The organism is Duganella caerulea, from assembly GCF_040362985.1.
GTDB classification, from domain to species: Bacteria; Pseudomonadota; Gammaproteobacteria; order Burkholderiales; family Burkholderiaceae_D; genus Rugamonas; species Rugamonas vulcania.
On sequence record NZ_BPWJ01000012.1, the window covers coordinates 102,959 to 124,050 of the forward strand.

20 protein-coding genes are annotated in these 21,092 nt (G+C 66.9%); 12 read left to right on the plus strand and 8 right to left on the minus strand.

The window, feature by feature from the left end; genetic code table 11:
* Window positions 1-861 (plus strand): HlyD family secretion protein, encoded by an 861-nt coding sequence (locus ACUJB0_RS28000; RefSeq protein WP_444848111.1) that lies wholly within the window; start codon window positions 1-3, stop codon window positions 859-861.
* Window positions 854-1,768: a LysR family transcriptional regulator gene (locus tag ACUJB0_RS28005; RefSeq protein ID WP_444848112.1), complete on the plus strand. Its 915-nt coding sequence runs from the start codon at window positions 854-856 to the stop codon at window positions 1,766-1,768. Before ACUJB0_RS28000 ends, ACUJB0_RS28005 begins: the two co-directional genes overlap by 8 nt.
* Here the strand turns inward: ACUJB0_RS28005 and ACUJB0_RS28010 are convergent.
* The 5 genes from ACUJB0_RS28010 to ACUJB0_RS28030 form a co-directional block, all read right to left on the minus strand.
* Complete coding sequence (locus ACUJB0_RS28010; protein WP_444848113.1) at window positions 1,728-2,222, minus strand: ester cyclase; 495 nt, start codon at window positions 2,220-2,222, stop codon at window positions 1,728-1,730. The genes ACUJB0_RS28005 and ACUJB0_RS28010 overlap by 41 nt on opposite strands.
* 110 nt (window positions 2,223-2,332) lie before the next feature.
* Window positions 2,333-3,079, minus strand: coding sequence for an SDR family oxidoreductase (locus ACUJB0_RS28015; RefSeq protein WP_444848114.1), 747 nt, complete (start codon window positions 3,077-3,079; stop codon window positions 2,333-2,335).
* Between the two features lie 49 nt (window positions 3,080-3,128).
* Window positions 3,129-3,461: a hypothetical protein gene (locus tag ACUJB0_RS28020; protein WP_161084937.1), complete on the minus strand. Its 333-nt coding sequence runs from the start codon at window positions 3,459-3,461 to the stop codon at window positions 3,129-3,131.
* A gap of 8 nt (window positions 3,462-3,469) precedes the next feature.
* Entirely contained in the window at window positions 3,470-4,135 is a 666-nt protein-coding gene (locus ACUJB0_RS28025; RefSeq protein WP_444848115.1) for a thiol:disulfide interchange protein DsbA/DsbL, read from the minus strand.
* Between the two features lie 83 nt (window positions 4,136-4,218).
* Window positions 4,219-5,130, minus strand: coding sequence for a cobalamin-binding protein (locus ACUJB0_RS28030; protein WP_444848116.1), 912 nt, complete (start codon window positions 5,128-5,130; stop codon window positions 4,219-4,221).
* Window positions 5,131-5,271: 141 nt separating this feature from the next.
* On the opposite strand from ACUJB0_RS28030, the gene ACUJB0_RS28035 reads away from it, so the two are divergent.
* Window positions 5,272-6,069, plus strand: a complete 798-nt coding sequence (locus ACUJB0_RS28035) for a DODA-type extradiol aromatic ring-opening family dioxygenase (protein ID WP_444848117.1) — start codon at window positions 5,272-5,274, stop codon at window positions 6,067-6,069.
* 21 nt (window positions 6,070-6,090) lie between these two features.
* On the opposite strand, the gene ylqF is transcribed toward ACUJB0_RS28035, so the two are convergent.
* Window positions 6,091-7,041, minus strand: a complete 951-nt coding sequence (ylqF, locus tag ACUJB0_RS28040; RefSeq protein WP_161084933.1) for a ribosome biogenesis GTPase YlqF — start codon at window positions 7,039-7,041, stop codon at window positions 6,091-6,093.
* A 134-nt stretch (window positions 7,042-7,175) separates the two neighbouring features.
* Between ylqF and ACUJB0_RS28045 the strand changes: the two genes are divergently transcribed.
* From ACUJB0_RS28045 to ACUJB0_RS28055, 3 genes are all read left to right on the plus strand, one after another.
* Window positions 7,176-9,173, plus strand: a complete 1,998-nt coding sequence (locus tag ACUJB0_RS28045) for an OPT family oligopeptide transporter (RefSeq protein WP_444848118.1) — start codon at window positions 7,176-7,178, stop codon at window positions 9,171-9,173.
* Between the two features lie 380 nt (window positions 9,174-9,553).
* Window positions 9,554-10,294: a hypothetical protein gene (locus tag ACUJB0_RS28050; RefSeq protein WP_444848119.1), complete on the plus strand. Its 741-nt coding sequence runs from the start codon at window positions 9,554-9,556 to the stop codon at window positions 10,292-10,294.
* Window positions 10,295-10,477: 183 nt separating this feature from the next.
* Window positions 10,478-11,065 carry a hypothetical protein gene (locus ACUJB0_RS28055; RefSeq protein ID WP_444848120.1) on the plus strand — a complete coding sequence of 196 codons (588 nt, stop codon included), beginning with the start codon at window positions 10,478-10,480 and terminating at the stop codon, window positions 11,063-11,065.
* A gap of 13 nt (window positions 11,066-11,078) precedes the next feature.
* Here ACUJB0_RS28055 and ACUJB0_RS28060 read toward each other — a convergent pair whose 3' ends face one another.
* Window positions 11,079-12,005, minus strand: a complete 927-nt coding sequence (locus ACUJB0_RS28060; protein ID WP_444848121.1) for a histone deacetylase family protein — start codon at window positions 12,003-12,005, stop codon at window positions 11,079-11,081.
* 109 nt (window positions 12,006-12,114) lie between these two features.
* On the opposite strand from ACUJB0_RS28060, the gene ACUJB0_RS28065 reads away from it, so the two are divergent.
* The 5 genes from ACUJB0_RS28065 (at window position 12,115) to ACUJB0_RS28085 (ending at window position 18,100) form a co-directional block, all read left to right on the plus strand.
* Window positions 12,115-13,035: an AAA family ATPase gene (locus tag ACUJB0_RS28065; RefSeq protein WP_444848122.1), complete on the plus strand. Its 921-nt coding sequence runs from the start codon at window positions 12,115-12,117 to the stop codon at window positions 13,033-13,035.
* A gap of 6 nt (window positions 13,036-13,041) precedes the next feature.
* Complete coding sequence (locus tag ACUJB0_RS28070) at window positions 13,042-14,046, plus strand: DUF58 domain-containing protein (protein ID WP_444848123.1); 1,005 nt, start codon at window positions 13,042-13,044, stop codon at window positions 14,044-14,046.
* The gene (locus tag ACUJB0_RS28075; protein WP_444848124.1) at window positions 14,043-16,205 is read left to right on the plus strand and encodes a transglutaminase TgpA family protein; all 2,163 of its coding nucleotides are present in this window, start codon (window positions 14,043-14,045) and stop codon (window positions 16,203-16,205) included. Before ACUJB0_RS28070 ends, ACUJB0_RS28075 begins: the two co-directional genes overlap by 4 nt.
* The gene (gene mltB / locus ACUJB0_RS28080) at window positions 16,196-17,335 is read left to right on the plus strand and encodes a lytic murein transglycosylase B (protein WP_444848125.1); all 1,140 of its coding nucleotides are present in this window, start codon (window positions 16,196-16,198) and stop codon (window positions 17,333-17,335) included. Before ACUJB0_RS28075 ends, mltB begins: the two co-directional genes overlap by 10 nt.
* A 429-nt stretch (window positions 17,336-17,764) precedes the next feature.
* Entirely contained in the window at window positions 17,765-18,100 is a 336-nt protein-coding gene (locus ACUJB0_RS28085) for a hypothetical protein (RefSeq protein ID WP_161087690.1), read from the plus strand.
* 68 nt (window positions 18,101-18,168) lie between these two features.
* Here the strand turns inward: ACUJB0_RS28085 and cysM are convergent, their stop codons facing one another.
* Window positions 18,169-19,071, minus strand: coding sequence for a cysteine synthase CysM (cysM, locus tag ACUJB0_RS28090; protein WP_444848126.1), 903 nt, complete (start codon window positions 19,069-19,071; stop codon window positions 18,169-18,171).
* A 157-nt stretch (window positions 19,072-19,228) separates the two neighbouring features.
* Here cysM and ACUJB0_RS28095 point away from each other — a divergent pair, with 157 nt between their 5' ends.
* Complete coding sequence (locus ACUJB0_RS28095) at window positions 19,229-20,998, plus strand: FAD-dependent oxidoreductase (protein ID WP_444848127.1); 1,770 nt, start codon at window positions 19,229-19,231, stop codon at window positions 20,996-20,998.
* Window positions 20,999-21,092: the final 94 nt, after the last annotated feature.

Below are 21,092 nucleotides of genomic sequence, written 5' to 3' on the forward strand. Positions count from 1 at the left end.
GTGAGCGCATCCAAAATCTTCCGCTTTTTCCTGACCATGCTGTTGGTGGCCGCCGCCCTGTGGATGGGGCGTTCGGCCTGGGACCGTTACATGGAGTCCGCCTGGACCCGCGACGGCCGCGTCAAGGCCGACGTGGTCACCATCAGCGCCGATGTCGCCGGCACCGTCACCGAGGTGAAGGTGCGCGACAACCAGCTGGTCAAGCAGGGCGATGTGCTGTTCGAGGTGGACAAGGCGCGCTACCAGGACGCGCTGGCGCAGGCCGACGCCATGCTGGCCTCGCAGCAGGTGGAGAAAGGCCGGCGCGGCAAGGAAGCCAGCCGCCGCGCGGGGCTGGACGACGCCGTGGTCTCGGCCGAGAGCAAGGAGATGGCGCAATACGCGGTCGGCACGGCGGCGGCGCAGTACCAGGCCGCGCTGGCTGCGCGCCGGCTGGCGGAGCTGAACCTGCAACGCACGGTGGTGCGCGCGCCGGTCACTGGCTACGTCACCAACCTGAATGTGCACGCGGGCGACTTCGCCGCCGTCGGCGCGGCCAAGCTGGCGATGATCGACAGCGCCTCGTTCTACGTGGTCGGTTATTTCGAGGAGACCAAGCTGCCGCTGCTGAAGGTGAACGACGCCGTCGAGGTCCACCTGATGAGTGGCGCGGCCCAACTGCAGGGCCATATCGAGAGCATCGCCCACGGCATCACCGACCGCGACGCCAACACCGGCCGCGAGCTGCTGGCCGACGTCAACCCGACCTTCAACTGGGTGCGCCTGGCGCAGCGGGTGCCGGTGCGCATCCACATCGACCACCTGCCGAAGGGACTGGACCTGGTGGCCGGCACGACCTGCACGGTGGTGATCCATGGATAACGGCGCCGATCGTTTCAGCACCATCCGCCTGTTCCTGGACGCGGCGCTGCTGGGCAGTTTTTCCGCCGCAGGCCGCAAGCAGGGCATGTCGCCGGCGGCGGCCAGCGCCTGCATCCAGCGGCTGGAGGCCTCGCTGCAGGTCAAGCTGTTCGAGCGCACCACGCGCCAGCTGCGCCTGACCGAGGAGGGCCAGATGTACCGCCACTTCAGCGAACAGGCGATGGCGCTGATGGCGGAAGCGGAAGCCGGCCTGCACGCGGGCGGCGACAATGTGCGCGGCATGGTGAAGATCTCGGCGCCGTCGGACCTGGGCCGCAATGTACTGATGCCGATGCTGGACGAATTCCGCGCCCGCCATCCCGAGCTGCAGTACGCGCTGACGCTGAGCGATTCGACCGCGAACATGGTGCAGGACGATATCGACCTGGCGATCCGCTACGGCCAGCTGGCCGACAGCGAGATGGTGGCGCGCGTGCTGGCGCCGAGCCGGCGGGTGGTGTGCGCGGCGCCGTCGCTGATCGCGCAGACGGGCGGCCCGGCCACGCCGGAGGAGCTGGCGCGGTTGCCGACGCTGGTGCTGGTGACGGCGCTGGGGCCGATGCAGGAATGGCGCTATTGCAGCAACGACGAGGCGGACGAGAAGCGCGCGGTGCGCGTGCGCCGCACGCAGCAGAGCAATGACGGCGAGGTGATACGCAAGTGGGCCATCGCCGGCCAGGGCTACGCCTACAAGTCCATCCTCGACATCGCCGGCGATTTGCGCGCCGGGCGGCTGGAGACGGTGCTCGACGAGTACTTCACGGAGAGCGCGCCGCTCAACCTGCTGTATCACCGCAACCGATACCAGCCGCCGCGCATCGCGCTGCTTATTGCGTTTTTGCTGGAGCGCTTTGCGGACCTGGCATGACGCCCATCTGCTGCAACAGCGTCAGGTTGTCTTCCAGGTGCCAGTTCTCGGCGATGCGGCCGTCGGCCACGCGGTACAGGTCGAAGGCGCGGAAGTCGATGGGCTGGCCCTTGCCGCTGGTGGCGCCGAAGCTGCCGGTGAAGTGGCCGGTGAAGTGCAGGTGCACAGCCACGCGGTCGCCGTTGACCACCATGTCGGTGATCTCGGCCTTCAGGTCGGGGACGGCGGTGCGGAAGCCTTTCGACGCCTGCAGCGGGCCGTTGACGCCCTGTTCGCGGCCAGCCGGCAGCGTGCGGTCCATGAAGTCGGGGGCCAGCGCCTGTTTGGCCAGCGCGGGGTCGCCGATGTTCCAGAAGGCGGCGTAGCGCCGGGCGGCTTGCTCGGTCAGGTCGGTGGCGTTGGCGTTGACGGCGCCGGCCAGCAGCAAGGCGGTCAGCAGGAGGGAGCGTTTCATGGGCAGTCCTTTCGTTGTGGGGAGGCCCGGATTGTGCGCCGCCCGCCGCCGCGCCGGAATTGGCCTGGCCGTTGAAACAGCTGCTTGCGGCGGTTGAAGATCGCCGTGCGTTAGCGCGCGCCGCCTGCGTCGACGATGGCGCCGCTGACGTAGGACGATTGTGGGCCGAGCAGCCACAGGATGGTCTCGGCGATTTCCTCCGGTTGGCCGCCGCGCTGCATCGGCACGGTCGATGCCAGCCGCGCCACGCGATCCGGATCGCCGCCGCTGGCGTGGATATCGGTATAGATGATCCCCGGCCGCACGCAGTTCACCCGTATGCCTTCCGCCGCGACCTCTTTCGACAGGCCTAGGGTCAGCACGTCGATCGCGCCCTTGGACGCGGCGTAGTCGATGTAGACATTCGCCCCGCCATGCCGGGCCGCGCCGGACGACAGGTTGACGATGCCGCCGCCCTGCCCGCCGCTGGCGGTCGACATGCGCCTCACCGCCTCCCTGCTGCACAGGAAGTAGCTGATCACGTTGGTGGTGAACACGCGCTGCAGGCGCTCCACCGACATCTCCGTCAAACGGCACTGCCGTTCCAGCACGCCGACGTTGTTGACCAATGCCGTCAACGGTCCCAGCTCCGCGTCGACGGTGGCGAACAGCCGCAGCACGTCGGCCTCCACGCCGACGTCGGCCTGCACGGCGATCGCCTCGCCGCCCTCGGCCAGGATCTTCGCGCGCAGCAGCTCGGCCGCCTGCGCGTCGCGCAGGTAGTTGATGCAGACCGCGTAGCCGCGCCGGCTCGCCATCAGCGCGGTCGCCGCGCCTATGCCCCGGCCGCCGCCGGTCACCACCATCACTTGTTTCATCGGGCACACAATCAAGCAAAAAGCCCGCTGCTGCGGGCTTGGGGAAGGTTTATCGTTCCGGGCTGACGTGCGTCAGCGCGTAGCCGACGTGTTGCCACCAGTGTTCGCGCGAGTGCACGGTGTGCAGGCACTTCTTGTCGAGTTCCCCCTTGAAGACGGGATCGGCGCACTGCTTGGTCATCAGCGCGTTGCGCTGGTTCTCGGCGTTGGTCAGCGCGATCAGCAGCCAGACAATGAAGCCCAGCGCCAGCACCGCCAGGCTCCAGGCCACGTGGTTGATATAGGCCCACTCGAACAAGGTCTCGATGACCGGCGAAGACTCCTTGTAGATCTTCATGACCTCGCCCTCGGCCGCCTTCTGTTCGTCGCTGATCTGTTTCATGGCTATCCTCACTTTTTACCGGCGCGTTCCTGGGCCGACTTGGCTACCAGGCTATCCATCACCGCGAACAGTGCCGCGTGCGCCGCCTGGACCGATGCCAGGTCGTGCCCGGCCTGCGCGGGCGACGTCGTGTAGTGGCCGTCGATCACCAGGGTTGGCGCACTGTCGATTTTATACTGATTGGTCACCTGCGTGCCGCGCTTCATCCTCGTTTGGACCGCGAACGAATTGAAAAATTCCAGATATTTGGTTTTGTCGACGCCGTTCTTCACGACGAAGTCGAGGATCATCTGGTCGGTATTGAGGCGGTTATGCTCGACGTGGATGGCGTGGAATAGCTTCTCGTGCATGCCGTTGCCCAGCGCGTTCATCGCCTCCAGCGTGAAGAAGGCCTTGGCCTGCGCGTCCTCGCCCAGGTGCATGCGGCGGAACACGATCTTGTCGCCCTGCTTGCGCACCCAGTCCGCCAGCGGCGCCTCCAGCGCGTTGCAGTGCGGGCAGTGGTACATGAACACTTCCAGCACTTCGACCTTCTTGCCGGTGTCCGGGCGGGTCGTCAGGTCCACCGTGCTGAAGTCCACGCCGTTCTTGAATTCGGCGGCATGGGCGCCGGCGGCGACGGCCACGAAGGCGGCGGTGGCGATCAGCGGCCGCAGGAAGCTCAGGAAACGCATAACAGTCCTTCAATCAGGTGAGTGGCAAACGCCGCGAGGTTACCACTTTTTCCGCGCCGTGCAAATTAGGGCGGCATTAAGCCTCAGGGCCGGCGCCGGCGCGCCGTCTCCAGCCGTTCGCACAGCGCCGCCACGCCGTCGGCGATGCGCGGCGTGGCGCGCACCAGCTGTTCGCCACCCAGCATGAACAGGTTGCCCCGCTGGACCGCCTGCATGCCCCGGTACTGCTTCCAGATGTTGATGCCCGATTCGGCGTCGTGGGCGACGCCGCCGATGATCGCTTCCGGGTCCTCCTGCAATACCGCCTCGGTGCTGACGGTGGGCGCCGGCGCCTTCAACGCGGCAAACACGTTCTGGCCGCCGCAGACGCGAATCACGTCGCTGACGATGTGCTCTCCGCTGAGCGTGAACAGCGGCTTTTCCCAGATCTGGTAGAACACCCGCACCACCGGCCGCTGCGCGTAGGTGGCGGACAGTTTGGCGATCCGCTGGCGGTAGTCCTGCGCGGCCTTCCGCGCGGCGGGCTCGGTGCCCATCAGCTGGCCCAGGCGGGTCAGGCTGGTGGCCACTTCCTCGAGCTTTTGCGGATCACTGTAGAAGATCGGGATGCCCAGGCTTTTGAGCTGCTCCAGCTGGCCGGCGGTGTTCCCGCTCTTCCACACCACCAGCAGGTCCGGGCGCAGCGCCAGCACGCGCTCCATGTCGATGGTGGCGTTGCTGCCCACCAGCGGGAGGCGCTTGGCCGCTTCCGGGTAGTCGCTGTAGTTCATCACGCCGACCACGCGCTCGCCGCCGCCGGCCGCGAACAGCAGCTCGGTGATGTGCGGCGCCATCGCGATGACGCGCTGCGCGGGCCTGGCGACGGTGACGCTGTTGCCGGCGTCGTCGCGCACGGTGACGCCGGCGTGGGCGCCGGGTATGGCGCACACTGTGGCGCATGCCAGCAAGGCAGTGCTCAACAGGCGCGCTTCATAGGTGATGGTGGTCATGGGCATGGTGGCGGGCGGCGGAAGCCGGGGATTATACGCGCGCGCCACGATCATTCACATTTTAGATAGGACCTATCTACATTTCGTGCATTGATCGGCGCCGCGCCGGTGCTTATAGTGGTGTCATACTCATACCGGAGCTTTGCCATGAAAGTCTTGCCCACCTATTTCCTGTCCCACGGCGGCGGCCCCTGGCCGTTCATGATGGACCAGGTCGGCCATCTGTACGCCCGGCTGGACGCCTCGCTGCGCGACATGCCGCGCCAGATCGGCGTGACGCCGAAGGCGGTGCTGGTGATCACCGCGCATTGGGAGGAGCACGAGTTCACGCTGTCGTCGTCGGCCGCGCCGCCCATGATCTACGACTACGGCGGCTTCCCGCCGCACACCTACGAAGTGCGCTACCAGGCGCCCGGTTCGCCGGAGCTGGCGGCGCAGGTCCAGCAGCTGCTGGAGGCCGGCGGCCATCCGGCGAAGCTCGATCCGCAGCGCGGCTTCGACCACGGCACCTTCAGCGCCATGTATCCGGTGTATCCGGATGCGGATGTACCCATCGTGCAGCTGTCGCTCAAGCGCGGGCTCGATCCGTCGGCGCACCTGGAGGTGGGCCGTTTGCTGTCGCCCTTGCGCGAGCAGGGAGTGCTGATCGTCGGCAGCGGGCTGAGTTACCACAATCTGCGCGCCTTCAACGCGCAGGGCGCGGCGGCCTCGCACGCCTTCGACGGCTGGCTGCGCGCGGCGATGGCGCTGCCGCCGCGGGAGCGTGCGGCGCAGCTGCTGGCGTGGGAGCAGGCGCCGGCCGCGCGCATGGCGCATCCGCGCGAGGAGCATCTGCTGCCGTTGATGGTGGCGCTGGGCGCGGCGGAGAATGACGCGGCGTCCGTGCCGTATCACGAGGACGCGTTCATGGGATCGCTGGCGGTGTCGAGCTTCCGCTTCGGCTAGGCGGCGAAGCGGCTTAGCTGCTTAGGTCCCGCGCTTGCCGTTGGCGTAGGCTTCGGCCTTGGCGGCGGCGATGGCGGCTTTCTCGGCGGCCTTCACCGCCATCTCGGCGTTGTGCTCTTCCAGCCGCTCCTTGCGGGTGGCCGGCGTCTCCAGCGAGATGCGGCCCAGGATGCCGCTGCGGTAGTCGCCCAGGAAGGTGTGCGAGGCTTTCTCGAAATCCAGGTCGCCGCCCTTCTGGCGGAAGCCGCGCTTGGCCGCCACGCCCTCCACCACCGCGATGCCGTCGAAGCTCTCGATGTCCTTGAAGCCGTAGCGCGCCACCAGCAGCTGCGGGTAGTGCTTGAGCATCTCGTCGGCCAGGAACACCGCCACCTCCTCCTCGATCAGCGCGTTCGAGCCGATCGCGTGGCTGGCGGCCAGCATCAGGCCATCGCTCGGCAGCGCGATCTTCGGCCACAGCATGCCGGGCGTGTCGACCAGGATGGTGTTCTTGTCCAGGTAGAGCTTCTGCTGCTGCTTGGTCACCGCCGGCTCGTCGCCGACCTTGGCCACGCGTTTTTTCAGCAGGGCGTTCATCAGGGTCGACTTGCCGACGTTGGGGATCCCCATGATCATGATGCGCAGCGGCTTGGTGGGCACGCCGCGGTGCGGCGCCAGCTGCTTGGCCAGTTCCGGCACGCGCGCCACGTCGGCCGGCTTCTTGGTCGTCATCGCGAACGCGGTCACGCCCTCCTGCGCGTTGTAGTAGGCCACCCAGGCCGCCGTGGCGGCAGGATCGGCCAGGTCGATCTTGTTGAGGATCTTCAGGCATGGACGCTGGCGGAACTTGCGCAGCTCCTCCACCATCGGGTTGGTGCTGGCCTCGGGCAGGCGCGCGTCGACCACCTCGATCACCAGATCGGTGTTCTCCATCTGCTCGGCCGCCTTCTTCTTGGCGGCGTTCATGTGCCCCGGGTACCATTGTATCGACATGCTCTGACCTTCAAATTCGTTCTGACAATCCGCTATTTTACCTGCTACCCCGTCTGGACTTCGGATATCATGGGGCGCTTTTTCCGTTTCCTGACCATATCAACAATATTATTTTCTCCACCGGAGTGCTGAAGATGAGCATAGCTGCACCATCCAACCCCAAGGAAATCACCGTTCGCGGGATCATCCTGGGCATTCTGATTACGCTGGTGTTCACCGCCGCGCAGGTCTACCTGGGCCTGAAGGTCGGCCTGACCTTCGCCACCTCGATCCCCGCCGCCGTGATCTCGATGGCGCTGCTGAGCGCCTTCAAGGACGCCACCATCCAGGAAAACAACATCGTCCAGACCATCGCCTCGGCGGCCGGCACGCTGGCCTCGGTGATCTTCGTGCTGCCTGGCCTGTTGATGATCGGCTGGTGGGCCAAGGTGCCGTTCTGGCCCACCTTCGGCGCCTGCGCCATCGGCGGCGTGCTGGGCGTGATGTACACCATGCCGCTGCGCCGCGCGCTGGTGTCACAGTCCGACCTGCCCTATCCCGAGGGCGTGGCCGCGGCCGAGGTGCTCAAGGTCGGCATGGCCTCGCGCGCTGGCGCGGCCGAGGGCAAGGCCGGCCTGTGGGCTGTCATCTGGGGCAGCCTGGCATCGGCCGTGTTCGCGGCCGGCGCCGCCGTCAAGCTGATGGCCGGCGAGGTCGCGATCTACTTCCGCACCGGCAGCGGCGCGGGCGCGGGCGCCACCGGCATCGGCGCTTCGAGCTCGCTGGCGCTGATCGGCGCCGGCCACCTGATGGGCATCACGGTCGGCATCGCGATGCTGGCCGGCCTGGTCATCGCCTGGGGCATCATGGTGCCGTTGATGACCCACCTGTCGCCGGCCGCCGCCGGCGTCGACGCCTCGGCCCACGCGCTGGGCATCTGGTCCAAGGAAGTGCGCATGATGGGCGCCGGCGTGATCGGCATGGCCGCCATCATCACGCTGGCCGGCCTGGCCAAGCCTATCCTGGGCGGCCTGAAGTCGGCCATGGAATCGGCGCGCAAGGCCAAGCTCAATGGCGGCGTGTTGGACCGCACCGAGCAGGACTTGCCGATCTTCGTGGTCGGCCTGGTCACGCTGCTGTCGATGGTGCCGGCCGGCTGGCTGCTGGCCTCCTTCCTGCAAGGCGGGCCGCTGTCGTCGCTGGCCTTCCCGCTGGTGGCGGTCGGCATCGGCTACATCCTGATCGCCGGCATGTTCGCCGCCGCCGTCTGCGGCTACATGGCGGGCCTGATCGGCTCCTCCAATTCGCCGGTGTCGGGCATCGCCATCCTCACCATCCTCGGCGCCGCGCTGAGCGTGGGCATGGTCGGGCGCAGCATCATGGGCCCGGAAGTGGCGCAGGCGCTGATCGCCTACGCGCTGTTCGTCACCACCGTGGTGCTGGCGGTGGCGGTGATCGGCAACGACAACCTGCAGGACTTGAAAACCGGCCAGCTGGTCGACGCCACCCCGTGGAAGCAGCAGGTCGGCCTGCTGATCGGCGTGGTGGCCGGTTCCTGCGTGGTGCCGCCGGTGCTGGAGCTGCTCAACCACGCCAACGGTTTCGTCGGCGCGCCCAACCTCAACTCGATCTCGGACCAGCCGCTGGCCGCGCCGCAGGCGCTGCTGATCTCGACGCTGGCCAAGGGCGTGATCGGTGGCCAGCTGCGCTGGGACCTGCTGGGCTACGGCGCGCTGGTCGGCCTGCTGCTGGTGCTGATCAACTTCGGCCTGAAGCGCTCGAGCAACGGCAAGTACTCGCTGCCGCCGCTGGGCGTGGGTCTGGCGATCTACCTGCCCAGCGCGGTGATCACGCCGGTGTGCATCGGCGCCGTGACCGGCTACCTGTTCGACCGCGCGATGGAGCACAAGGTCGGCGGCGACACCGCCAAGCGCCTGGGCGTGCTGGTGATGTCGGGCTTCATCGTCGGCGAGAGCCTGTTCAACGTCGCGCTGGCCGGCCTGATCGTCGTCACCGGCAAGGGCGAGCCGCTGGCCATCGCCAACTCGCTGAGCGAGGCGCAGACCATGATCGTGGCGCTGATCCTCGGCGTGGCCATGGTGTGGGGCCTGTACCGCTGGTCGGCCAGGAGCGGGCGCAACGTCGCCGCCTGATGCGGCCCGCAGCGTGATATCCAACGCCCTGCCGCCCGGCAGGGCGTTTTCATTTGACAGCATACTGTCTGGACATGAGTACGCAACTGTCTGCGCCTTTAATAGCGATCAACATCCTCGCTGGATACCTACCTACAGTGGAGGTTCCGCTGGAATTCACCGGCGCAATGGAGAGTGAAAATGACAACCGACGCAGAGAAGGCTGAAATCAAAGGTATGATTCAAGCGCTTTACCGCTATGCGAATGTCCTGCCGGTTTGGGACGGCGACGTCAATGAAGACGTTGCAAAAGTATTTGGCATCATGCTGGCAGAAACACAAAAATGTTCGTCTGCGTTCTGCTGGATCCCCTCCCCGCCCGGCGGCCAGGCATCCATTGCATGGCTGATCCGCCAACTTGGCAGGGGCCTTTTCAATGCATACCGAAAACGGTTATCTTTCACCTGCGCTCGGACAGTGATTTACAAATGGAGAACGGCCTTGGACATGGCGGCACTTGGCATAGCATCGTCGAAGTTGTTATCAAGGTCGTCGCGATGCGCCTGACACGCCCCTTGTTGCTGCTGACGGTAAGCGGCTGGCTTGTTCCCGCATACGCAGCACACCCCGTCACCCTGGAACAGATCGAATGGCCAGAAAAAGCAGGTTGCACCGGCTGCATGACACTCCAATTCGGCACTCTGGAAATCCAGCTGCCGCCCGCGCTCATTGGCAAGATCTTTATCTCCGCCAGCATGGCCTCCTCGGTGCATCTGGTTCCTGCCGACGGGGACGCCAGGCATGACGTGGTCCTCTCCAGCATACCGGCACCAGAGCTGGCGGGCAAATACGGGCAAAAACTGTCTGCGTATCAGTTCCTCAACCAACTAGGCCAACCAGTGAATGAAACCAGTCCATGGGCGAAAATCAGAAAAGTGGAAGGCTTGGACAGCGCGATCAGCTACACGCACGCCTCGCGCGATAAGGTGCATGCGTACTGGATTCAGTCCACGCCCCCAAATTCGCAATACGCCTATTTGTTCGTTGATAACGCGCCCGATGTCTACAGCCTGTCGGGCGAGCTCACACCGGAACTTTACGCCGCCATCCTCGCCAACCTGCGACTCGCTCTCGCGCCTTAGCGTACAGCCCGCTTCCTTGCCGGGAGTATAGACGCCGGGTCCTGAAATCCACCCTTGCGGCATTCGTGCTCGTTTGCTTGTCTCGTTCTGTCTCGTTTTGTCTCGTTTGAACTTTGTGCGGCGCACAAGGTCCAATGAGACAGAACGAGACAAAACGAGACAGAACGCACAAGGAGAACGAGCATGAATGCCGCAAGGACCTGTGAGATAGCACCCGCCGCATACACCGAGCTGGAAAGTTTTCTCCGCAAGAACGGCAGCACGCTGTCGCCGGCGGAAGCGATCATCATCGCCATTCGTGACTGGATGGAAAAAACCCGCGCCGCAGCAGCCCCCGTGCGCGGCTACCAATGGAAGCAGCTCTTCATTCCGGAAACAAGCCGCCTGCGCATGAGCTACAACGGAATGGCGTACTACGCCGAAGTGGTCGAAGAGGAAATCATCTTCCGGGGCGAGGCCGTATCGCCGCGCCAGATGGCCGTGCAAATCGCCGGCGACGGCCGCAACGCCTGGCGCGATCTCTGGCTACTCCTGCCCGGCGAAAAAAACTGGGCCAGCGCCGCCCGCCTGCGCAACCAGCTGCAACAGCGCGCCGCGAAGCAGCCCCTGTCAGCCGCCGACGCCATGACGGCCGCGGCCAAATCGATGAGCGACGCCTTGACCACCGCGCTGGCGCTGGTGGAGCACGCCAACCATCAATCGCAAAACACGCTGGAGCGCCGCCTGCCCCGCTATCGCCGCGCATTCGATCAACTGACCGACGATCACTGACCGCCAGCGGCGCTCACAGGTCGGCCAGCGCCTTCACGTGCGCCACCACGCTGCGGCCCAGCGCCGACAGGTTATAGCCGCCCTCGAGGCAGCTGACCACGCGGCCGTTGGCGTACAGCCGGGCCACCTCCATCACCTGCTGCGTCATCCACGCATAATCCGCCTCGACCAGCCCCATGCCGCCGATGTCGTCCTCGCGGTGGGCGTCGAAGCCGGCCGAGATGAAGATCATCTCCGGCTTGAACGCGTGCAGCGCCGGCAGCCATTGCTCCAGCACGACCTTGCGCACCCCGTCGCCCTTGGTGTGCGCCGGCACCGGCACGTTGACCATGTGCCCGCTGATCGGCAGCGGGTCGGTGTACGGATAAAACGGATGCTGGTAGAAGCTCACCATCAGCGCGCGCGGCTCGTCCAGCAGCGCCTCCTCGGTGCCGTTGCCATGGTGGACGTCGAAGTCCACCACCGCCACCCGCGCCAGCCCGCGCACATCCAACGCGTGCTTGGCCGCCACCGCCACGTTGTTGAACAGGCAGAAGCCCATCGGCTCGATCGGGCGCGCGTGGTGGCCGGGCGGACGCACCGAGCAGAAGGCGTTGTCGATCTCGCCGTCGATGACCGCGTCGGTCGCGGCCACGGCGGCGCCGGCGGCGCGCTGCGCGGCCTGCCAGCTGTAGTGGTTGAGCGTGGTGTCGCCGTCGATCGGGTAGGTCTCGCCCGGTTCCGGCACGTTGTCGCGCACGATGCCGATGGCGTTGCGGCTGTGGTTGCGCTCCAGGTCCGACAGCTCAACCAGCGGCGCCTCGCGGTATTCCAGCAGGTCGCTGATGTGCGAGGAAATCAGCTGGTCGGCAATCGCTTGCAGGCGCGCGGGGGATTCAGGATGCCAGTCGCCCATGTCGTGGCGGGCGCAATCGGGATGGCTGTAAATGGCTGTGGTCATGTGCTTGTCTGCTGCGTGTAGGCGCTAATCTACCATAGATGGACGGCATGGTATCGCCCGCACGGTTTCTCGCATAGAATCTGAACAGCGCCCAACTCCCATCGAGAACATGTACACCAAACTGCACGCAGTGGCCCGCCAGGTCGGCGACATCATCGTCGGCAAGGAGCAGCAGATCCGCCTTGCGCTCACCTGCCTGCTGGCCGGCGGCCACCTGCTGGTCGAGGATGTGCCGGGCGTGGGCAAGACCACGCTGGCGCACGCGCTGGCCATCTCGCTGGGGCTGCGCTTCAACCGCATCCAGTTCACCAGCGACCTGCTGCCGGCCGACGTCAACGGCATCTCCATCTACGAGCGCGAGAAGAACGGCTTCGTGTTCCACCCCGGCCCCATCTTCACGCAGGTGCTGCTGGCCGACGAGATCAACCGCGCCACGCCCAAGACCCAGTCCGGCCTGCTGGAGGCGATGGAGGAACGCCAGGTCAGCGCCGACGGCGTCACGCGGGCGCTGCCGGAACCGTTCTTCGTCATCGCCACGCAAAACCCGACCCACCAGATCGGCACCTTCCCGCTGCCCGAATCCCAGCTCGACCGTTTTCTGATGTGCCTGTCGCTGGGCTATCCGGACGCCGCCGCCGAGCGCGCGCTGCTGATGGGCGAGGACCGCCGCGTGCTGCTCAAGGCCCTGCAGCCGGCCATGGCGCCGGCCGAGCTGGCCGGGGCGCAGCAGGCGCTCAAGCGCATCCACGCCGCGCCGGCGCTGATCGACTACGTGCAGGCGCTGGCCGCCGCCTCGCGCCAGAACGGCCTGTTCGCCGAGGGCATGAGCCCGCGCGCCGCCATCGCGCTGCTGCAGGCCGCGCGCGCCTGGGCCGCGCTGGAGGGCCGCGACCACGTGCTGCCGGAGGACGTGCAGGCGGTGCTGGTGCCGGTGTGCGCGCACCGGCTGCGACCGCTCAAGGCGGCGCACGGCGTGGCGCTGGCCAGCCGCGACCTGGTGCTGCAGCTGCAAAAGTCGGTGCCCGTCTAGAGCGCCATGGCCGGCCCGCTGACCTCGCTGCAACGCCTGTACCGGCGGGCCCGCGACCAGTGGCTGTTCCAGCTCGGCCCCAGCGAGCCGGGCGAGGTGACGCTGACCATGCGCCGCGTCTTCATCGTGCCGACCCGGCCCGGCATGGCCTTCGCCGGCCTGCTGCTGTTGATGCTGATCGGCGCGCTCAACTACAACCTCGGCCTGGGCTTCGCGCTGACCTTCTTTGCCGGCGCCTGCGCCGTGGCCGACATGTACCAGACCGCACACAACCTGGCCCGCCTGCGGCTCGCGCCCGGCCGCGCGCAGCCGGTGTTCGCCGGCGAGGCCGCGCAGTTCGAGCTGCTGGTGCACAACCCTGGCAAGGGTGACCGCTACGCCGTCTGGCTGGGCTTCCAGGCCGACGGCGAGCCGCGCCAGGTCACCGACGTGCCGGCCGGCGGCGCCAGCGTGGTGCGGCTGACGGCCGCCACCTCGCAGCGCGGCTGGCTGGAGGCGCCGCGCGTGCGGCTGGTCACGCGCTTCCCGCTTGGCCTGTTCCGCGCGTGGAGCTACTGGCGGCCCGCGCTCAGGGTGCTGGTCTATCCCGCGCCCGAGCTGCCGCCGCAGCCGCTGCCGTCGAGCGGCGCAGCCAGCGAGGACGGCCACGGCACCGTCGGACTGGACAACTTCGCCGGCATCCGCAGCTACCAGCCGGGCGACCCGATGCGCCACCTGGCATGGCGCCAGATCGCCCGCCACGATCCGGCGCTGGGCGGCCAGTTGGTCACCAAGCACTTCGACGGCGGCGCGGTGGCCGAGCTGTGCCTCGACTTCGCCGAACTGCCACCGCAGCTGGATTTGGAACAGAAGCTGTCGCGCATGGCGCGCTGGGTGCTGGAGGCCGAGCAGCGCGCCCTGCCCTACAGCTTCCGCCTGGCGCAGCACGACTACGGCCCGGCACTGGGCGACGCCCACCAAGCCGCCTGCCTGCGCGCGCTGGCACTGTTCGGCCACGAGGGCCAGCCATGACCACAGCCCCGCCGCCAGAGCAGCAGCCCGGCGCCCGCGTCAGCGGCCGCGATGCCGGCGCCCGCTCCGCGCCTGCCCACAGCCCCGGCTCGGGCTCGGGCGTCCGCGCCAGTCCTGGCCCCAGCGCCAGCCCGCGCACCCGCCTGTCGCTGCGCCTCACCCGCGACAAGTCCGACACCCTGCTCCTGCTGGCCGCCGCGCTGATGGTGCTGGCCCCACACTTCGAGCACCTGCCGCCGTGGATCGCCGCCGTGGTGTGTGCCACACTGCTGTGGCGCGCCGCCATCACCTGGCGCGGCCGGCGCATGCCGCCATTGTGGTTGCTGCTGCCGGTGTCGCTGGCCGCGATGGCCGGCGTCTACCGCAGCTTCCACACGCTGCTGGGCCGCGACGCCGGCGTCGCCATGCTCACCCTGCTGCTGGCTTTCAAGCTGCTGGAGATGCGCGCCAAGCGCGACCTGTTCGTGGTGATCTTCCTCAGCTTCTTCGTCCTGCTGACGAACTTCCTCTACTCGCAAACCATGCCAACCGCGCTGTGGATGGGCGCCACGCTGATCGTCCTGCTGACCGCGCAGCAATCGTTCCAGTACACCGGCACCGTGCCGCCGCTGGCACAGCGCCTGCGCAAAGCCACCAGCACCGCGCTGCTGGCCACCCCGCTGGCGCTGCTGATGTTCATCGGCTTCCCGCGCATCCAGGGCCCGCTGTGGGGCCTGCCCGGCGACGCCCACAGCGGCCACACCGGCATCTCCGACAGCATGGCGCCCGGCACGCTGTCCTCGCTGGCGCAGTCCGACGCCGTGGCCTTCCGCGCGCGCTTTCCAAGCGGCGCGCCGGCCCAGAGCCAGCTGTACTGGCGCAGCATCGTGCTGGGCGACTACGACGGCCGCACCTGGACCCGCGTGCCGCGCCGGCGCGGCCTGCAGCGGCTGGAGGTCAACATCGCCACGCGCGGCCAGCCGCTGCACCACGAAATCACCATGGAGCCCACCAACACCCGCTGGCTGGCCGCGCTGGAGCTGAGCGGCCCGACGCTGTCCCTGCCCGGCCACCGCGTGCGCGACTCCGACGAGCTCGAATTCTTCACCAGCGATCCGGTCACCCAGCGCCTGCGCTACGAGGCCGACGCCTGGACCGATTTCACCGTGCAAGCGGCCGAACAACCGCAACGCATGGCGCGCTGGACCGAGCTGCCGGCCGGCTACAATCCGCGCACGCTGGCACTGGCGCGCCGCTGGCGCCAGACCGTCGCCCCCGGCGCCGAAGGCCCGCTGACCGCGCGCCAGTCCGCCGGCGCCGCGCTGCAGGCGCTGCAATATTTCCACGAGGGCGGCTACGCCTACACGCTGCAACCGCCGCTGCTGGGCCACGACGCGGTCGACGACTTCCTGTTCGGCAGCAAGGCCGGCTTCTGCGAGCACTACGCCGGCGCCTTCGTGGTGCTGCTGCGCGCCATGGGCGTGCCGGCGCGCGTGGTCACCGGCTACCAGGGCGGCGAACTGAACCCGGTGGACGGCTACCTCACCATCCGCCAGTCCGACGCCCACGCCTGGGCCGAGTACTGGGCCGCCGGCGTGGGCTGGCGCCGCGTCGACCCGACCGCCGCCGTCGCCCCCGAACGCATCGCCCACAACCTGGCCCGGGCGCTGCCGCAAGCCACAGGTTTCGGCCTCGCCCCCTTGCTAAATCTGCAAAACGACCCCAATTCGTGGTTGAGCCAGATCAGATTCCGTTACGCCGCGTTGAATAATGCTTGGAATCAATGGGTCCTGGATTACAATCCAGACAGGCAGCGAGGTTTCCTCGAAGAACTAAGCTCGGCCTTCGCCAACTGGCGCGGCGCGCTCGGTGCGGCGCTGGTGTGCGCCTTGCTGGCCGTGCTGCGCTGGCTGCGGCGGCGCCGGCCGCTGGCGCCGCTGGACGGGCTGTACGAGCGGTTTTGCCGGCAGCAGGCGCGCCACGGTTACGCGCGCCGCCCGGACGAAGGCCCGCTCGGCTACGCCGCCCGCCTGCGCACGATGCGGGCCAGCCCGGACAAGCATGCCGCGATGGAAAAATTTTTAACCCTGTACGGCGCGCTGAAGTATGGCGCCGCCGGTTCCGAATCACGTTCGGCGTCGCTGACGACGCTAAAAACACTGCTAACCTTATGCCGATGAAGACTTTGATTTCCGCCCTGCTGCTGGGCGCCGCCACCCTGGGCCAGGCCAGCCAGGCCGCCGCCATCGACCCCTACGGCTACAAGCTGCCGCCCAGCATGCGGCCGAAGAAGAAGGCCGCGCCGGCTCCCAAGAAAAAAGGCCCGCCGCCGATCGACTACGTCGGCGAGTTCGTCAACTTCGGCGACTGGAAGGAGGTGCGCGCCTTCCTCGACGACGTTGCCACCCGGGACGGCTTCGACCGCGCCGAACTGAACACGCTGATGGGCCAGGTGCGCTACGTCGACGCCGCCGTGCAGCTGGTCAAGCCGGCGCCGCCGGGCAAGCCCAAGAACTGGCAGGCGTACAGCAAGCTGATCGTCGATCCGATACGCATCGACAACGGCGTCAAGTTCTGGAACGACAACCGCGAGGCGCTCGAGCGGGCCGAGGCGCTGTACGGCGTGCCGGCCGAGATCCTGGTCGGCATCCTCGGCGTCGAGACCGTGTACGGCCGCAACACCGGCCGCTTCCGCGTGGTCGACGCGCTGACCACGCTGGCGTTCTCGTATCCCGAGGCGCCGCAGCGCACCGAGCGCATGGCCTTCTTCCGCGGCGAGCTGGAGGCGACGCTGCTGTTCGCGCGCCAGAACGGCGTCGATCCGCTGTCGCTGCGCGGCTCGTTCGCCGGCGCCATCGGCATGCCGCAGTTCATGCCCAGCAGCCTGATGAAGTACGCGGTGGATTTCGACGGCAGCGGCAAGGTCGACCTGCTCAACTCCGGCGTCGACGCCATCGGCAGCGTGGCGGCCTTCCTGGTCGCGCACGGCTGGCAGCGCGAGCTGGGCGGCCCGCTGGTGTATTCGGCCGCCGTCTCGCCCAACCGCGCCTGGGAAAGCATGACCAACCAGGGCCTGAGCGCCAAGTACCGTCCGCAGGAACTGACCGCGGCCGGCGTCAGCACCACGGTGCCGGTGCCGGAACAGCAGACCTACGGGCTGGTGGACTTGCAGAACGGCGCCGAGCCGACCGAATACTGGCTGGCGAACAACAATTTCTTTGCGATCACGCAGTACAACCGCAGTTATTTTTATGCGATGTCGGTGGTCGAATTGGGGCGCGCGGTGCGTCTGGCACGCGGCGGGATGTAAGGAAGCGTAAAGTATCTTGTCCCACGGACTTGCAAACTGTATTGTTTAGTTGACACTTGGCAATTATTTGTACAAACTTGCGGTTACTGTGGGCCTAACGTAAACCGTTCTACAACAAAATTAATTTATAATTAACTTTGTGTGTTCATTAAAAGTGTGCACAGTCAGCTTAGCATATCGTTGGGTGTATAATTCTCACACAATGTTGCAACCCGACAACAATAACCCATGGCAAGCGAGTTTTTTTATTGCTTATGAGTATTAGAAGGCATGTTGTTGTACAATTGTGTATATATTATGAAACTTGTTATCCCGGAATCCCGTCCGTGTGTGAATTCGTTCCTTAGTAAGGATGAACATTAACGCAGCAAAGCGAGCTCCGAGTGTTGTACTTTGCAGGACAACTTTACAGAAGGAAAAGACGAAATCATGACAAACCAAGTCGGCATAGATATGAACAACGATGCGGATGGCGATGATCTGTTGCAATACAATCCCAACCGCCTGCTCGATACCCTGATCGAGAACCTGCGTCTGAAAAACGACGCGGCCCTGTCGCGCGCGTTGGAAGTGGCGCCGCCGGTCATCAGCAAAATCCGCCACCACCGCCTGCCGGTTGGCGCTTCGCTGCTGATCCGCATGCACGAAGTAAGCGACCTGAGCATTCGCGACCTGCGTTACTTGATGGGCGATCGCCGCAACAAGTTCCGCATCAGCGACAAGCAGTTCAAGCCGAAAGAAGGCGAACCAGGCGGCCAGAGCTGATCACAGCTCCCCGTCCTGCCGCCGCGCCCGCCCCTTATCCGGGGGCGGGTGCGCAGTTCACGCTTGGCTTACGCCGGGAACACCCCGGTCGATAAGTAGCGGTCGCCCCGGTCGCACACGATGAACACGATGGTCGCGTTCTCCACCGTTTGCGAGACGCGCAGCGCGATTTCACAGGCGCCCGCCGCCGAAATTCCACAGAAGATCCCCTCCTCGGCAGCCATGCGGCGCGCCATGCGTTCGGCCGCCGCCTGCGATACCGGCTCGACCTGGTCCACCCGCGCCCGCTCGTAAATCTTCGGCAGGTAGGCCTCCGGCCATTTGCGGATGCCCGGGATCGACGAACCCTCCTCCGGCTCGGCGCCGATGATCTGCACGCCCGGGTTCTGCTCCTTCAAATACCGCGACACCCCCATGATGGTGCCGGTGGTGCCCATGGCGCTGACGAAGTGCGTCACGCGGCCCTCGGTGTCGCGCCAGATCTCCGGCCCGGTGCCCTCGTAGTGCGCGCGCGCGTTGTCGAAGTTGCCGAACTGGTCGAGGATGATGCCCTTGCCGTCCTTCTGCAACTGCTCGGCCATGTCGCGCGCGTACTCCATGCCGCCGGTCTTGGGCGTGAGCATGATCTGGGCGCCGTAGGCCGCCATGCTCTGGCGCCGCTCCACGCTCAGGTTCTCCGGCATCAGCAGCAGCATCTTGTAGCCGCGCAGCGCGGCCGCCATCGCCAGCGCGATGCCGGTGTTGCCGCTGGTCGCCTCGATCAGCGTGTCGCCCGGCTTGATGTCGCCGCGCTCCTCGGCGCGCTTGAGCATGGACATGGCGGCGCGATCCTTGACCGAGCCGGCCGGATTATTCCCCTCCAGCTTGCCGAGGATGACGTTGTTGCGGGCCAGCGCGTCGGCGCCGGGAATCCGGGTCAGCTGCACCAGCGGCGTGTTGCCTATCGTATCTTCCAGAGTCTTGTAAGCCATCGTGTTCTATCGTCAGTGATTTCGCTAAAACAGCCATTCTAATCCGAGTTGCGCGGCGGCGCATTCCGGCCCCTCCCTCCTAAGTGTTTACACCGGGCGCCGCCCTTGCGCTAGACTTGCAGCATTTCGTCCGCCCTCACATTTTCCCGGAATTATCATGGCCATCACCCCTCTGGAACTGCTCCCCGAATACACGCCGGACGAGCCCACGCCGCAGCTGCCGCTCGACCTGGAACAGCGCCGCCACCAGATCTTCCCCGTGCTCAGCGCGGCCGACATCAAGCACATGCACCGCTTCGGCCACGTGCGCCATTACAGCGACGGCGAGATGATCTTCGAGGCCGGCAAGACCGGCTTCGGCCTGATGCTGGTGATCCAGGGCGGCATCGAGGTCAGCCGTTATGACGGACTGGGCAACACCGCCTACATCACCACCCACACGCCGGGCCAGTTCGGCGGCGAGGTGGCGCAGCTGTCGGGCCGGCCGTCGCTGGGCAACGGCAAGGCGGTGGGCGCGACCGAGGTGCTGGTGCTGCCGTCCGAATCGCTGCGCGCGCTGCTGGTCGCGCACGCCGAGCTGGGCGAGCGCATCGTGCGCGCGCTGATCCTGCGCCGCGTCGGCCTGATCGAGCAGAACTCCGGCGGCCCGGTGATCGTCGGCCCGCGCGGCCACGGCCGCATCCACACGCTGCAAAGCTTCCTGGCCGCCAACGGCCATCCGCACACCGTGCTCGACCCCGAGCAGGACCAGCAGGCGGCCGACCTGATGGCGCACTACCAGCCGAAGGCGGAAGAGCTGCCGCTGGTGGTCTGCCCGGACGGCGTGGTCAAGAAGAACCCGACCGTGGTCGACATCGGCCGCTGCCTGGGCATGCTGCCCGAGCTGGACGGCGACAAGATCTGGGACGTGATCGTGGTCGGCGCCGGCCCGGCCGGCCTGGCGACCGCGGTGTACGCCGCGTCGGAGGGCTTGTCGGTGCTGGCGCTGGAGACGCGCGCCTACGGCGGCCAGGCGGCCGCCAGCGCGCGCATCGAAAACTACCTGGGCTTCCCCACCGGCGTCTCCGGCCGCGCGCTGGCCGGCCGCGCCTACGTGCAGGCGCAGAAGTTCGGCGTCGAGGTGGCGATCCCGGCCCCGGCCGGCCGCCTGATCTGCGACACCTATCCGCTGCAGGTCGAGATGTGCGGCAGCCTGCAACGATTGAAGGCGCGCACCGTCGTGCTGTCGTGCGGCGCGCGCTACCGCCGGCCGTCGCTGGCCAACCTGCGCCAGTTCGAGGGCAAGGGCGTGTACTACTGGGCCTCGCCGATCGAGGCCAAGCTGTGCAAGACCGAGGAGATCGTGCTGGTCGGCGGCGGCAACTCGGCCGGCCAGGCCGCCGTGTTCCTGTCGGGCCACGCGTCCAAGGTGCACATGCTGATCCGCAAGGACAGCCTGGCCTCCACCATGTCCAGCTACCTGATCGAGCGCATCCAGGCCACCCCCAACATCGAGCTGCACACGCACTCGGAGATCGTGGCGCTGGAGGGCGATGACGACGGCCTCAAGCAGGTCCGCATCCGCAATTCCCTGAACGAACAGGAATGCGACTACGACGTCTGCCGCGTGTTCCTGTTCATCGGCGCCGACCCCAACACCGGCTGGCTGAGCGACTGCGGCGTGGACGTCGACGCCAACGGTTTCATCCGCACCGGCTTCGACGTCACCAAGGCGCAATGCCGCGCCAACTTCGCCGACGGCGTGTATCCACGCGACCTGCCGTCGCGCTCGGCGCTGGAGACCAGCGTGCCGGGCGTGTTCGCCATCGGCGACGTGCGCGCCAGCTCGACCAAGCGGGTGGCGGCGGCGGTGGGCGAAGGCGCGGCCGTGGTATCGCAGATCCACGCCTTCCTGGCCAACCTGCCGGCCGACAAGGTGTTCAGCTAAGTCCGCCGCGCCGACCGCCCGGCTCAACGGGCGCCTGGCTCGGCGCGCATCCGGCTCGGCGCGCCCAGTTCAGCGCACGCCGCGCAGCGCCAGC